The following is a 14,161-nucleotide window of genomic DNA, read 5'->3' as shown; positions in this document are numbered from 1 at the left end:
GTCAGGGACGGGCAGGGTTCACGACGGCCGCGAAGGGGACGGCGGCGTCGCCGGTCACGATGAACAGGTCGAACCGGTCCGATTCCTTCGCGGCCTCCACGTCGTGCTCCCAGTTCTCGAAGAATCCCTTCCCCTGGAACGTGGTGATGAAGGCGCCCCAAAGGGAACCTTCCGGAGCGGCTCCCCACCAGGCGGTCACATAGCGGGGCTTTCGCGTGACGTTGACGAGGTTGTTGTTGTAGCGGACCCTCGCGTGATGGATGGCAAGGTCGGGGCACTCCTCCGGAGGGCAGTAGAGCGGCGACTCCTTGTCCCATGACAGCCATGCTCCGCTGAATTCGGCTACGTCGATGCGTCCGCGATCCATCCTCATGACATGGGCTTCCAGGTCGGCGTCCAGCATGTCGTATGCCGCGTTCTTCGGAATCTGGACCACCTTCTCCTCGCTGTACTGCTCACCTGGTTCGAACCAGGACCCGGCCCCCGCGAACGGGCCCCCGGCGAGTTGAGAGAACTCGACGGATTCGACATGGCGTGACATGTCCATCTCGAGGTCGTACTCCAGCTCCGCTCGACGGTCCCTCAGCTCCTCGCTCTTCTCGACGTACTTTCCCGTGTGCCCGTACAGCGCCCAACTGTCGGTGAGGATGTACACCGGAACGCTGCCGGTGTTCTCCAGCTGAAGCGTGAGCGGAAGATGGACGATCGACCGCTCGGGGTCCGTGCGAGGGACGCCGAACCTCACCTTGAAGGACAGGTTCGCCGGTGCGGCGGTGGGCTGGTAGAGCGAGGAGTAGGCGATGTTCACGGCGGCAAGGAGCACCGTGGCCAGCACCCCCGCCGCGATCTTCGTCGGGTGCGGCGTGCCTCGCCACACCTTCTCCCGGACGCACAGGCACAGTGCCCACAGGGACCAGGCGAAGAGAGGGAAGACGCCCAGCATGTAGTGCGTGTATTCCAACTCCTGGAACCACAGGAAGACGAGCGTGGTCGTGACTGTGAGCGCGATGAGGACGCCCAGGAAGACGATCGCTCCGGAGACGCGGAGGCTGCGCTTGCCCCAGTAGTCGAATACCGCCACGGCCGCCGCGACCTCGGCCACGCCTCCCAGCATGAACACGAATCCCGTGATCCGCCCCGCGAACGTCAGCGCGTCGAAAGCGTCCGGGATGCCGACGGAGGTCATCAGAGCCCAACCGCCCACGAGCCCCGCCACCATCAGGACGATCGTCGCGCGTCTGCGTCGTGTGTGGTCGGGCCAGGTGTCGCTGCCGCCTCCCTGCCAGGCGACGGAGGACCGGTCCTCCAGGTCCAGGTCCTTCGGGTAGCCGTGGCGGCCGAGTGCGCGCCGCAGATCCGGCAGAGACCAGGCGCTGCCCACCGTTTCGGCGCCGATGCGCACCTCGCGCAGGCCACGGCTGTCGGGCGGCAGCACCGTGACCTTGACCTTCGTCCGGTCGTGCATGCCCTCCAGCGTCGTGCCGGAAGGCGCCCGCCGCAGGCGGTGGGGCCCCATTGGAGTGCCGGCCTAGGCCCGCACCTCCGCCACGTCCGCTCCCCACGGCGCCCCCGGCACCACCAGCGGTGACCCCGTCACGGGGTCCGGGACCACCACCGAGTCCAGGCCGAAGACGTCGCGGACCAGGTCCGCCGTCACCACGTCGGCCGGCGCGCCCTCCGCCACGACCGCGCCCGACTTCATCGCGACCAGGTGGTCCGCGTACCGCGCCGCCTGGTTCAGGTCGTGGAGGACGAGCACGATCGTGCGGCCCCGTGAGACGTTCAGGCGGCGGACCAGGTCCAGGACCTCGACCTGATGGGCGATGTCCAGGTACGTCGTCGGTTCGTCGAGGAGCAGCAGGTCCGTGTCCTGCGCGAGGGCCATCGCGATCCAGACCCGCTGCCGCTGACCGCCCGACAGCTCGTCCACCGAGCGGTCGGCGAGCGCCGCGACGTCCGTCGAGGCCATCGCCTCCACGACCGCCCGCTCGTCCGCCTCCGACCACTGCTTCCACCACGCCTGGTGCGGCTGCCGCCCCCGCGACACCAGGTCGGCGACCGTGATCGCCTCCGGTGCGACCGGCGTCTGCGGCAGCAGGCCGATCGACTGCGCGATCCGCTTCGTCGGCAGCTTCGCCAGCGACTCCCCGTCGAGCAGCACCGCCCCGCCCGCCGGCTTGAGCAGCCGCCCGAGCGCGCGCAGCGACGTCGACTTCCCGCACGCGTTCGGGCCGACGATCACGGTCACCTTGCCGTCCGGTACGGCGAGGTCCAGGTCCTTCACGACCGTACGGTCCTCGTACGCGAGCGTCAGCCCGCGCGCGGTCAGCCTGCTCACTGCGCTCCTCCCACGCTTCGGCTCCGGACGATGAGCCAGATCAGGTACGGGGCGCCCACCGCCGCCGTCAGGACGCCCACCGGCAACTCCGTCGGTGCGAACAGGCGCCGCCCCAGCAGGTCCGCGAGGACCACCACGAACGCGCCCATCAGCGCCGAGGACAGCAGCGGAATCTGCGCCGTACGCGTCATCCGCCGGGCGATCTGCGGCGCGAGCAGCGCCACGAAGTCCACCGGGCCCGCCACCCCCGTCGCCACCGACGCCAGGACGACGCCCACGACCACCAGGCCCAGCCGGACCCGCCCCAGCGAGACGCCGAGCGCCGTCGCCGTGTCGTCGTCCAACGACACCGTGCGCTGCGCCCGCGCCGCCCACAGGATCGCGGGGAGCAGCAGGAGCAGCGTCCAGCGGATCGGCGCGGCCTCGTCCCAGCCGCGGCCGTTGAACGAGCCCGTCATCCAGACCTGGGCCTGCTGGGCGACCAGGTAGTCGCCCTTGGTCATGAACAGGGTGATCAGCGACCGCAGCGCGATCGCGAATCCGATCCCGATGAGCACGAACCGCGTCGCGTGCAGCCCGCCGCGCCAGGCGACGACGTACACGAGCGCGGCGGCCGCGATCCCGCCGACGATCGAGAGGTACGGCAGGACGGTGTACGAGGTGAGGCCGAAGGTCATCGCGCCGACCGTCAGCGCCCCCGCGCCCTGGCTGATGCCGATGATGTCGGGGCTGGCGAGCGGGTTGCGGGCGACGGTCTGGATGAGGGCGCCCGCGATCCCGAACGCGGCGCCGACCATCAGCCCGACCGCGAGCCGCGGCATCCGCAGCTCCTCGACGACGAACGTCGAACGGGACTCCTGCCCGAAGACCACCTTCAGGACCTCGTCCGGCGCCACGAACTTCTCGCCCACGCAGAGGTACGCGACCGAGACCGCCGCCAGGAGCAGCACCAGGCCCAGGGCCACGAAAGCCGAGCGCCGATGGAGCAGGAACGATCCGCCCCCGGCGCGCACGACCCCGTACCCCGCGGGACGTACCGACGTCGTCGTCATGCCGGCACCGCCTTCCGGCGTACGAGCGTCACCAGGAACGGCACCCCGATGAGCGCCGTCATCACCCCTGCCGGGACCTCGCCCGGCGGGAAGAGCACCCGGCCGATCACGTCCGACACCAGCAGCATCACGGGCCCCACGAGCGCCGCCATCGGCAGCACCCAGCGGTGGTCGCCGCCCACGATCGCGCGGGCGATGTGCGGCACCGCGAGGCCGACGAACGCGATCGGGCCCGCCGCCGCGACCCCCGCCCCGGTCAGCACGGTCGCGCCGAGCCCGCCCACGATCCGTACCGTCGCGACCCGCTGCCCGAGCCCCTTCGCCACGTCCTCGCCGAGCGCGAGCGCGTCCAGGCCCCGGGCGACGGAGAGCACGAGCACCGCGCCGAGCAGCAGGAAGGGCCAGATCTGGCCGACGACCTCGGCGTCCCGCCCGTCGAGCGAGCCGATCTGCCAGAACCGGAACTCGTCGAGCGCCGAGGCCCTGGTCGTGAGCACCCCGGTCGTCACGGAGAGCAGCAGCGCGTTGATCGCGGCGCCGCCGAGCGCGAGCTTCACCGGGGTCGCCCCGCCGCGCCCGCTGGAGGCGATCGCGTACACCGCGACCGAGGCGAGCGCGGCGCCCGCGAAGGCGAACCACACGTACCCGGTCAGCGTGTGCACGCCGGCGAAGGCGATCGCGAGGACCACGCCCACCGAGGCGCCCTGGCTGATGCCGAGGATGCCGGGGTCGGCGATCGGGTTGCGGGTGATGCCCTGCAGGGCCGTGCCGGCCAGCGCGAGGGCGGCGCCGACCATCAGCCCGATGAGCGTCCTGGGCACCCGCATCTGCCGGACGACCTCGGCGTCGGCGCTCGTCCCGCCGTGCAGCAGCGCGTCGAGGACCGTGGACGGGGCGATGGCCCGGGCGCCCACGGCGAGGCTCAGCAGGATCGCGACGAGGAGGGCGATGACGGCTACGGCGATGGCCAGAACTCGTCTGGAACGGAAGGCGGCGGTCATCGAGGCCCATCAGGAAGTACGAGGTGCGAGGTGCGGGCGTTGCTCAGGTAAGGCGTGGCTCAGTGGCTCAGTCTAAGCAGCGGCCCGAAGGGCGATTCGAACATGTAGGCACAATGTCCTCCATGGCTACCCCTGGCATCCCCACCGTCGGCTTCGACCTCGACATGACCCTGATCGACTCCCGCCCCGGCATCAAGGCCACCTACCAGGCCTTCTCCGCGCAGGTCGGCGTGGCGATCGACGCCGACCTCGCCGTCTCCCGGCTCGGCCCGCCGCTGGAGCACGAGCTGGCGAACTGGTTCCCGGAGGCGGAGATCGCGGAGCGGGTCGTCCAGTACCGCGCGCTCTACCCGACGTACGCGATCGAGCCCTCGCTCGCGCTGCCGGGCGCCAGGGATGCGATTCAAGCCGTTCGCGAGGCGGGCGGCCGGGCGATCGTCGTGACCGCCAAGAACGAGCCGCACGCCAAGCTGCACCTCTCCCACCTCGGCATCGACCCCGACGCCGTCATCGGCGGCCTGTGGGCCGAGGGCAAGGCGCAGGCGCTGCGCGAGTTCGGCGCGGGGGTGTACGTCGGCGACCACACCGGCGACGTGCGCGGCGCCGCGCACGCGGGCGCCCTGTCGGTGGCCGTGGCGACCGGACCGTGCGACGCGACCGAGCTGCGCGAGGCCGGCGCGGACGTCGTCCTGAGCGACCTGACGCAGTTCCGTGCCTGGTGGGAGGCGTACCGGGGCTAGCCGCCCTGCGCCGTCACCGTCTTCGCCTGGCGGCGCTGGGCGGCGATCGAGCGCAGCACGCCGGCGCCGGCGACGAGGAATCCGACGCCCATCAGCATGCACACGCCGTAGGCGATCGGCGGGAACGGGTCGGTGCCGAGGAAGAGCGGCGCGACCGTGACCAGGGTGGCCACCGCACCGATGATGAAGACAATCGCACCGGCGCGGACGAGACCGTCACCCGGCGCGCTGTCGTCCGAGGGGGCCGAAGGGGTTTCACTACGCATTCGGCCAGGGTAGTTCCCAGCCCGTATGAACAAACCGGCGACGTCTTGTCACCAGCCGGAAGCCCATTAGCCTTGGTGGCGGCGGGTCTCACGACCCGCTGTATTGCTATCCAGAGCCGGATTCCCGGCGCATTCCCATCGAGTACGAGGACGAGGACAGACGTGCCTACCGGCAAGGTCAAATGGTTCAACAGCGAGAAGGGCTTCGGCTTTCTCTCCCGGGACGACGGCGGCGACGTCTTCGTCCACTCGTCGGTGCTCCCTGCCGGAGTCGACGCCCTCAAGCCGGGGCAGCGTGTGGAGTTCGGGGTGGTCGCGGGCCAGCGCGGCGACCAGGCCCTCTCCGTGACGGTCCTCGACCCGACCCCCTCCGTCGCCGCGGCGCAGCGCCGTAAGCCCGACGAACTGGCGTCCATCGTGCAGGACCTGACGACGCTCCTGGAGAACATCACGCCGATGCTGGAGCGGGGCCGCTACCCCGACAAGGCGCAGGGCGCGAAGATCGCGGGCCTGCTGCGGGCGGTCGCGGACCAGCTCGACGTGTAGCTCGACGGGTGACGCGCCGCGTTCCTACGGGAACGACAGCGCGTCCGGGCCGAGGGGCGGCACCAGCCCCTCGGCCGCCGCGCGCGTGAGCAGCCCGCGCACGGCCGCGTAACCGGCCTCGCCGAGGTCGGCCGTGAACTCGTTGACGTAGAGGCCGATGTGCTGATCGGCCACCTTGGGGTCCATCTCCTGCGCGTGCTCGAGTACGTACGGGCGTGAGACGGCCGGGTCGTCCCAGGCCATCCGGACCGACGTGCGGGCCGCGTCGGCGAGGCTCCGCAGCACGTCGGGGCCGAGCGAGCGGCGGGCGATGATCGCGCCGAGCGGGATCGGGAGGCCGGTGGTGTCCTCCCAGTGGGCGCCCATGTCGGCGAGGGCGTGCAGACCGTAGCTCTGGTACGTGAACCGGGCCTCGTGGATGACGAGCCCCGCGTCGACCTTCCCGTCCCGTACGGCGGGCATGATCTCGTGGAACGGCATGACGACGACGTCGCCGACCCCGCCCGGTACGACGTCCGCGGCCCACAGCCGGAAGAGCAGGTACGCGGTCGAGCGCTCGCTCGGCACCGCGACCGTCTTCCCGCGCAGGTCCACGCCCGGCTCCCGGGTGAGCACCAGGGGGCCGCAGCCGCGCCCCAGGGCGCCGCCGCAGGGCAGCAGGGCGTACTCGTCGAGGACCCACGGCAGAACGGCGTACGAGACCTTCAGGACGTCGTAGTCGGCCGTTCCGCGCTCGGCCCAGCCGTTGGTGAGGTCGATGTCGGCGAACGTCACGTCGAGGCGGGGCGCGCCGGGGACCCGGCCGTGGGCCCAGGCGTCGAAGACGAAGGTGTCGTTCGGGCAGGGGGAGTACGCGATCTTCAGCTTGGGGGTCATCGGAGAGGCTCCACGAGGACGGAGTGGCTGAGCTGCTGGAACGTGGACCGCAGGGCGTCCAGGGCCTCGCCGATGCGCCAGGCGGCGCGGTCGCGGGGGCCGACGGCGTTGGAGACGGCCCGGATCTCGACCACGGGCACGCCGTGGGCGGCGGCGGCCTCGGCCACGCCGAACCCCTCCATCGCCTCTGCGGAGGCGCCGGGATACCGGGCGGCCAGCTCGGCGGCGCGCTCGGCGGTGCCGGTGACGGTGGAGACGGTGAGGACCGGGGCGACGGTGTGGCGCGCCTCGCCGAGGGCGGCGGAGACGCGCTGGGTGAGGGCGGCGGAGACCGGGTGGGTGGAGCGCCCGAAGCCGAGCTCCTCGACGGTCAGGTAGCCGTCGGGTGTCTGGGCGCCGAGGTCGGCGGCGACGATCGCGTCGGACACGACGACGGAGCCGATCGGGGCGAGCGGCTGGAACCCGCCGGCGATCCCGGCGGAGACGACGAGGTCGTAGGGGGTGGCGGCCCCCGCGAGGGCGGTGGCGGTGGCGGCGGCGACCGAGGCGGGCCCGACACCGCCGACGAGCACGTCGACGACGGCGCCGGCGGGATGGCGGAGGCGGCGGAGCACGTACCCGCCGGGGAGCGGGACGTCGACCGGCTCAGGACCGTGCTCCGGCTCAGGACCGTGGCGCTCCGGGCCCGGACCGTCGAAGGGAAGGCCGCGTACGACGGAGTCCGCCTCCGCCGCCACGGCCGTCACGATCAGGGTCCGGAGGGTCACCGGAGGATCAGGAGTCCTTCTTCAGCTCGAAGTGCCAGATGCCGGTCAGCTTCTTGCCGTCGTTCTCGACGATGGTGACCTGGGTCTGGTTGGTCGCCTCGCCGGTCTGGGAGGAGAAGAAGGCGCTGGCCGGGATGGTCCGGTACGTCTTCTTGTACGGCTCCGGCTCGGCGTTCTGGCCGCCGAGGAAGATGGTCCAGCCGTTCTCCGCGATCGACGGGTCCACGCCGAAGCGGACCTTGTCGTCCGCGGCGACCGTGATCGACTTCTCGGCCTTCCTGTTGAGGCACTCCTGGATCTGGGACTCCTTGATGGCGTCGCCGTCGTTGTAGCAGGCGGCCTCGGAGTGGATCGAGTTGGTCCCCACCGTCAGCGTCGCGAGCGGAGTCGGCTTTTCGCCGCAGGCGGAGAGGGTGAGGAGCCCGACGGAGACGGCCCCGAGGGCGGCGGCGGCCCGGCGGCGCGAGCCGGTGAAGAACGCTACGGTCATGGCCCGAAGGCTATCGGGCCCACCGAACTCCGCCACGCGGGGGTGCGGCGCGCCGCGTTTTCGGGGGCGCTCACATGGCTCAGCGCCCTGCCCGAGCGGCTCACGCCTCCGTGGTCGCCTTCTTTTTGGTTTCCGCGCGGGCCGCTGCCACCAGGCCCCGTACCGCCAGCAGGGCGCCCAGGCCCAGGATGCAGGCGGCGACCGACATGCCCATCGGGCCGCTCAGCGGCAGGGAGATGCCGATCGCGCCGCCCACCACCCACGACATCTGCAGCAGCGTCTCCGAACGGGCGAACGCGGACGTCCGCACCACCTCCGGCACGTCCCGCTGGATCAGCGCGTCGAGGGACAGCTTCGACAGGGCCTGTGTCAGTCCCGCCACCGCGCCGAGCACGGCCACCATCGCCCCGCTGAAGAAGACCGCCGCGAGGATCGCCGCCCCGCACACGGTCGTGATCATCGTGGCGATGATCACCTCCGGCGCGTGGCCGCGTTCCTTCAGGAGCGAGCCGACGGCCGTCCCGCAGGCGTTGCCCACGCCCGCCGCCACGGCCACCATCGCCAGCGAGACGGCCGCGCTCTGCCCGGAGAGCGGATGCTCGCGCAGCAGGAACGCCAGGAAGAAGATCAGGAACCCGGACAGCATCCGCTGCGCCGCGTTCGCCTGGAGCCCGTGCAGCACCGAGGGCCCCACCGTCCGCAGGCTCGGTTTCTTCTCGCCGTGGGTCAGCAGGTGTGCCCGCCGTTCGCCCTTCGCCGAGTCGACCTTGTGCGGCATCCGGAACGCCCAGTACCCGCCGAGCAGGAACAGCGCGCACGCTCCGTACAGCGGGTACGGCGGCCCGATCTGCTGGAGCCCCGCGCCGATCGGCGCCGCGATCCCGGTCGCGAGCAGCCCCGCGAGGGTGACCCGGGAGTTCGCCTTGACCAGCGAGAAGCCGTGCGGGAGCAGCCGTGGCACGACCGCGCTGCGGACGACTCCGTACGCCTTCGAGGCCACGAGCACGCCGAGCGCCGCCGGATACAGCTCCAGGCCGCCCGTGGCCACCGCGCCCGACATGGTGATCGCGAGGACCGCCCGGGTCCACATCGCCGCGGCCATCGCCGCGCGCCGCCCGTGCGGCAGGCGGTCCAGGAGCGGGCCGACGACGGGGGCCAGCAGGGTGAACGGGAGCATCGTGATGCCCAGGTACAGCGCGACCCGGCCGCGGGCCTCGTCCGTCGGTACGGAGAAGAAGACCGTGGAGGCGAGCGCGACCGTGATCATGACATCGCCGGCCCCGTTCACGGCGTGCAGCTCGATCAGTTTCCCGAGCCCCGACTCGCCCGCGCCGTGCGCGTGGGTCGCCTTGCGGATGCCGCGCGCCGTACCGGTGAACGGCAGATGAAGGGCGCGCCCCACCGTCCGGCCCACTCGGCGGAGCGGCCCGGCAAGATCGTGGGATCGTGCGGACGACCGTGCGGCTGCCACTCCGTCATAGTGCCCCACGCCCCTGACTTGTGAACCGTGGCGCGGCGGCCGGAGGTCCACGATCCGGGCCACTTGGGGCGGGCAGGTGGGCGGCGGGCGGCGGAGGGGGTAGCGTGCGTAGCGCGCCACCGGCGGAAGATCTCGGCCGCGCGCCTCTTCGGCATCCCGCAGAATGGATGACGATAGGTGTGCCCGAGAGACGCGAGACGAGGTCGGGCGCGGACGTCGATGCGGCCCTCTGGTCCGCTCCGCCCGCCGCCCGGGTCTCTTCGCTCCCGCTCCTCGGCCGGCGCACCCGTGAGACGGCGTAGGAGAGAAGCGAGACCTGTGAGTGCTGCGACGACGCGAAGCCGTACCCCGCGTACCCCGCGTACCCCCGACCGCCTGTGCGCCGAGGCGGTAGACCTGGCGAGGGAGGCCGCCGAGGAGGCTGCCGCTCCCGGAATCGTCGGTGCCCATGTGGAGACCGTCGCCGAGGGCGACCGGGTCGTCACGCACTTCTTCGAGTGCAAGGAGCCCGGCTATCGGGGTTGGCGCTGGGCGGTGACGGTCACCCGGGCGTCCCGGGCGAAGAACGTCACCCTCGACGAAACCGTCCTGCTGCCCGGCTCCGACGCGCTCCTGGCCCCCGAGTGGGTGCCGTGGAGCGAGCGGCTGCGGCCGGGCGACATGGGCCCGGGGGACCTGCTGCCGACGGAGCAGGACGACCTGCGGCTCGAACCCGGGTACACGGGCGAGGACGTGCCGCCGCCGAACTCGCCGGTCTCGGACGAGATGGTGGACCACCTCGACGTCGAGGACGCCGAGATCACCTCCCGTACGCCGTCCCGGGGCGCGATCGCCTCGGTCGCCGAGGAACTCGGCATGCGGCGGGCGCGGGTCCTTTCGCGGTACGGGCTGCATGTGGCGGCGGACCGCTGGGACGAGTCCTTCGGGGCGAAGACCCCGATGGCGCAGGCGGCGCCCGCGTCGTGCGACACGTGCGCGTTCCTGGTGCCGCTCGCGGGGTCGCTGAAGCAGGCGTTCGGCGTCTGCGCGAACGAGTTCTCGCCGGCGGACGGGCGTGTCGTGTCGCTCTCGTACGGCTGCGGCGGGCACTCGGAGGCCGCGATCATGCCGAAGCCTCCGCGTCCGGCGCCGCCGGTCCTGGACTCGATGGGCGCGGACGCGTTCCCCCTCCGCCCGGCGAAGGACTCCGGCTCGACGACGGAACCGGACGGCACCTCGGAAGACCTGGGCCACTCGTAGCGGCAGGCGCCGGCCTCCCCGTGGGGCCGGCGCGGGGTGACCGTTCACCTGGGGTGATTGCTCCGGCGCGGGGTGGGAAGGCGTAGGGGGCCCAAGGGCGGGTCCGGATGGAGGCGCGGCGCGTCGCTGGTGAGGGGCGCGGTACCTTCGGGCACCCGGCAACTTCAAACCGCCCGCAGAGTGGAGCAGACGTGAGCGTCAGCGTCAGGACGTCGACCGACGGAGCCGACCCCTTCGGCACCGCCCGGCTGCGGAGGGGCGTGCTCGATGCCTGGGGCGCCGGGCCCGCCCGGTTCCGGGAGGACGCCAACGCCGAGGAGGACCTCGCCCTCGGCGGCTACCGCGACCGCCTCGTCGTCGAGCTCGCCCAGAACGCCGCCGACGCCGCCCACCGCGCGGGCGTCACCGGACGCCTCCGGCTCACCCTCCACGACGCCGGCCCCGACGCGCCCGCCGTCCTCGCCGCCGCCAACACCGGCGCCCCGCTCGACGCGACCGGCGTCGAATCGCTCTCCACCCTCCGCGCCTCCGCCAAGCGCGGTGAGTCCGACACGAACGCCGTCGGCCGCTTCGGCGTCGGCTTCGCCGCCGTCCTCGCCGTCTCCGACGAGCCCGCCGTCCTCGGCCGCCACGGCGGCGTCCGCTGGTCCCTCGCCGAGGCCCGCGAGCTCGCCGCCGACGCCGCCCGGCACAGCCCCGGCCTCGGGGACGAGCTGCGCCGCCGTGACGGCCACGTACCGCTGCTCCGCCTCCCGCTGCCCGCCGAGGGCACCGCCCCCGACGGCTACGACACCGTCGTCGTCCTCCCGCTCCGGGACTCCGCCGCCGTCGGCCTCGCCGGCCGGCTCCTCGCCTCCATCGACGACGCGCTTCTGCTCACCCTCCCCGGCCTCGCCGAGGTCGTCGTCGACACCCCCGAGGGCGTCCGGACGCTGCGCCGCTCCGAGGCGGACGGCTACGTCCACATCGCCGACTCCGCGACCGGCACCCACCGCTGGCGGACCGTCACCCACGGCGGCCCCCTCGACCCCGCGCTCCTCAAGGACCGGCCGGTCGAGGAACGGCTGCGCCCCTACTGGTCGGTGACCTGGGCCGTGCCCGTGGACGCCGAGGGCGCCCCGCTGTTCCCCCGTACCGAGCCCGTCGTCCACGCCCCGACCCCCACCGACGAGCCGCTCGGCCTGCCCGCGCTCCTCATCGCCTCCCTCCCGCTCGACACCGCCCGGCGCCACCCGGCCCCCGGCCCGCTCACCGACTTCCTCGTCGAGCGCGCCGCCGACGCGTACGCCGAACTCCTCGCCGACTGGGAGCCGGTGTCGGTCGCCACGATCGACCTCGTCCCCGGACCGCTCGGCAAGGCCGCCCTCGACGGCGCGCTGCGCGAGGCGATCCTGCAGCGGCTGCCGCGCGTCGCGTTCCTGGCGCCCGAGGCGCCCTCGGAGGAGGTGCCCGCGCTGCGGGCGGTCGAGGCCGAGGTCGTGGAGGGCGCGGGGCACGAGACCGTCGCCGTCCTCGCGGAGGTCTTCCCGACCCTGCTGCCCGCCGGGCTCGAACGGCGCGTGGAACTGCGCACGCTCGGCGTCGGCCGCGTCCCGCTGACCGAGGCGATCGACCGGCTCGCCGGGGTCGACCGGGCGCCGTCCTGGTGGTGGCGCCTGTACGACTCGCTGGCCGGGGTTGATCCGGACCGGCTCACCGGCCTCCCGGTCCCGCTGGCGGACCCGGACGCGGGGGCGGTCGGCGAGGGCCCCGACAGTGACGCCCGCGCCACCCACCCCACCCGTACCACCATCGGCCCCCGCCACGTCCTCCTGCCCCAGGACCGCACCCCCGCCGACCTCACCCGCCTCGGCCTCAAGGTCGCCCACCCGGACGCCGCCCACCCCCTCCTGGAGAAGCTGGGCGCGCTCCCGGCCACGCCCCGCGCGGTCCTGACGACGCCCCAGGTGCGGGCGGCGGTCGCCGGCTCGCTCGACGCGGGCGACATCTGGGACGAGGACGCGGACGCCCTGGACGCCGACGAGCTGGCCGAGACCGTGCTCGCGCTCGTACGGGACGCGGAGCTGGAGCCCGGCGACGAGCCGTGGCTCGGCGCGCTCGCCCTCCCGGACGAGGACGGGGAGCTGGCGCCCGCCGGCGAACTGGTCCTGCCCGGCAGCGCCTTCGCCGCCGTGATGAGCGAGGGCGAACTCGCCCTCTGCGACGCCGAACTGGCCGACCGCTGGGGCGAACAGCCCCTCGCCGCCTGCGGCGTGCTCGCCGGCTTCGCGCTGGTCCGGGCCACCGACCTGGTCCTCGACCCGGACGAGATGGAGCCCCGCGACGGGGACTTCGCCGAACCCGACGACGCCGGGCTGCTCGACGCCGTCGACGTCTGGTGCGAGGACGTCCTCGACCGCCTCGCGGACACCCCGGTACCGCCGGTGGCGACCGAGATCGTCGCCGTACGGGACCTGGACCTGGTCGACGACGACGCCTGGCCGCAGGCGCTCGCCCTGCTCGCCCAGCCGCCCCTGCGGGACGCGCTCACCCAGCCCGTACGGGTCCTGATGCCGGACGGCACGACGGAGACCGTACGGTCGTACACCGCCTGGTGGCTCCGCGACCACCCGGTCCTCGACGGCCGCCGCCCCGCCGGCCTGCGCGCCGCCGGTACGGACCCGTTGCTCATCGGCCTGTACGACTCCGCCGACGCGACCGGCTTCGAGGACGAGCAGGTGCTGCGGGCCCTGGGCGTCCGCACCTCGGTCCCGGCGCTCCTCGACGAGCCCGGCGGCGCGGCCGAACTCCTCGGCCGTCTGGCCGACCCGGACCGGGAGGTGTCCGGCGCCCAACTGCACGCCCTGTACACGGCCCTGGCCGACCTGGACCCCGAGCAGGTCACCCTCCCCGACGAGCTGCGCGCGGTCGTGGACGGCGAACTCGTCGTGGTCGACGCCGCCGAGGCCCTGGTCGCCGACGCCCCCGACCTCCTGCCGCTCGCGGGCGGCCTGCCCCTGCTCCCGGTCTCCCCGTCGCGCGCGGCCGACCTCGCGGAGCTGTTCCAGGTGCGGCGGCTGAGCGAGGCCGTCGAGGCGGAGGTGACGACGGTCGGCGAGGAGCACGAGGTCCCGGCCTCGGTCCACGCGCTCCTCGGCCCGGCGACCCCGGACGCGTACGTCGAGCACGAGGAGCTCCGCGCGGCGGGCGTCGAACTGGACTGGCGCCGTACCCCCGACGACACGATCCACGCCGCCACCCTGGAGGGCGTCGCCGCCGGCCTCGCCTGGGCGGCGGGCCAGTGGCCCCGCCGCTTCGAGGTCGCGGCCCTCCTGGAGGACCCGTCGCGCACGGCGGAGCTGGCGCGCGACCGCTGGTTCGACTAGG

13 protein-coding genes are annotated in these 14,161 nt (G+C 73.3%); 4 read left to right on the top strand and 9 right to left on the bottom strand.

Annotated features, from left to right (window positions below):
* Position 1 precedes the first annotated feature (1 nt).
* The 4 genes from AB0F56_RS12220 to AB0F56_RS12205 form a co-directional block, all read right to left on the bottom strand.
* Entirely contained in the window at positions 2 to 1,465 is a 1,464-nt protein-coding gene (locus tag AB0F56_RS12220; protein WP_362007360.1) for a hypothetical protein, read from the bottom strand.
* A 63-nt stretch (positions 1,466 to 1,528) separates the two neighbouring features.
* Positions 1,529 to 2,338 carry an ABC transporter ATP-binding protein gene (locus tag AB0F56_RS12215; protein ID WP_362007358.1) on the bottom strand — a complete coding sequence of 270 codons (810 nt, stop codon included), beginning with the start codon at positions 2,336 to 2,338 and terminating at the stop codon, positions 1,529 to 1,531.
* Positions 2,335 to 3,390, bottom strand: coding sequence for an iron chelate uptake ABC transporter family permease subunit (locus AB0F56_RS12210; RefSeq protein ID WP_362007356.1), 1,056 nt, complete (start codon positions 3,388 to 3,390; stop codon positions 2,335 to 2,337). The genes AB0F56_RS12215 and AB0F56_RS12210 overlap by 4 nt, the downstream gene beginning before the upstream one ends.
* Positions 3,387 to 4,391, bottom strand: coding sequence for an iron chelate uptake ABC transporter family permease subunit (locus AB0F56_RS12205; RefSeq protein WP_362007354.1), 1,005 nt, complete (start codon positions 4,389 to 4,391; stop codon positions 3,387 to 3,389). Before AB0F56_RS12205 ends, AB0F56_RS12210 begins: the two co-directional genes overlap by 4 nt.
* A 113-nt stretch (positions 4,392 to 4,504) precedes the next feature.
* On the opposite strand from AB0F56_RS12205, the gene AB0F56_RS12200 reads away from it, so the two are divergent.
* Entirely contained in the window at positions 4,505 to 5,131 is a 627-nt protein-coding gene (locus AB0F56_RS12200) for an HAD family hydrolase (RefSeq protein WP_362007351.1), read from the top strand.
* On the opposite strand, the gene AB0F56_RS12195 is transcribed toward AB0F56_RS12200, so the two are convergent.
* The gene (locus tag AB0F56_RS12195) at positions 5,128 to 5,397 is read right to left on the bottom strand and encodes a hypothetical protein (RefSeq protein WP_362007349.1); all 270 of its coding nucleotides are present in this window, start codon (positions 5,395 to 5,397) and stop codon (positions 5,128 to 5,130) included. The two genes, AB0F56_RS12200 and AB0F56_RS12195, sit on opposite strands and share 4 nt — an antisense overlap.
* Before the next feature lie 162 nt (positions 5,398 to 5,559).
* On the opposite strand from AB0F56_RS12195, the gene AB0F56_RS12190 reads away from it, so the two are divergent.
* Entirely contained in the window at positions 5,560 to 5,943 is a 384-nt protein-coding gene (locus AB0F56_RS12190) for a cold-shock protein (RefSeq protein WP_308354918.1), read from the top strand.
* Positions 5,944 to 5,967: 24 nt separating this feature from the next.
* Here the strand turns inward: AB0F56_RS12190 and AB0F56_RS12185 are convergent, their stop codons facing one another.
* From AB0F56_RS12185 to AB0F56_RS12170, 4 genes are all read right to left on the bottom strand, one after another.
* Positions 5,968 to 6,819 (bottom strand): 1,4-dihydroxy-6-naphthoate synthase, encoded by an 852-nt coding sequence (locus AB0F56_RS12185; RefSeq protein WP_362007347.1) that lies wholly within the window; start codon positions 6,817 to 6,819, stop codon positions 5,968 to 5,970.
* Positions 6,816 to 7,586, bottom strand: coding sequence for a futalosine hydrolase (locus AB0F56_RS12180; RefSeq protein ID WP_362007344.1), 771 nt, complete (start codon positions 7,584 to 7,586; stop codon positions 6,816 to 6,818). Before AB0F56_RS12180 ends, AB0F56_RS12185 begins: the two co-directional genes overlap by 4 nt.
* 7 nt (positions 7,587 to 7,593) lie before the next feature.
* Complete coding sequence (locus AB0F56_RS12175) at positions 7,594 to 8,076, bottom strand: DUF2771 domain-containing protein (protein WP_362007342.1); 483 nt, start codon at positions 8,074 to 8,076, stop codon at positions 7,594 to 7,596.
* Between the two features lie 100 nt (positions 8,077 to 8,176).
* Positions 8,177 to 9,547: an MFS transporter gene (locus AB0F56_RS12170; protein WP_362007341.1), complete on the bottom strand. Its 1,371-nt coding sequence runs from the start codon at positions 9,545 to 9,547 to the stop codon at positions 8,177 to 8,179.
* A 327-nt stretch (positions 9,548 to 9,874) separates the two neighbouring features.
* On the opposite strand from AB0F56_RS12170, the gene AB0F56_RS12165 reads away from it, so the two are divergent.
* Positions 9,875 to 10,795, top strand: coding sequence for a DUF3027 domain-containing protein (locus tag AB0F56_RS12165; RefSeq protein WP_362007338.1), 921 nt, complete (start codon positions 9,875 to 9,877; stop codon positions 10,793 to 10,795).
* A 191-nt stretch (positions 10,796 to 10,986) separates the two neighbouring features.
* Positions 10,987 to 14,160: a molecular chaperone Hsp90 gene (locus AB0F56_RS12160; protein WP_362007335.1), complete on the top strand. Its 3,174-nt coding sequence runs from the start codon at positions 10,987 to 10,989 to the stop codon at positions 14,158 to 14,160.
* Position 14,161: the final 1 nt, after the last annotated feature.

The organism is Streptomyces sp. NPDC026092 (assembly GCF_040638605.1).
Lineage (GTDB): Bacteria > Actinomycetota > Actinomycetes > Streptomycetales > Streptomycetaceae > Streptomyces.
This window is presented reverse-complemented; position numbering and strand designations above follow the sequence as displayed.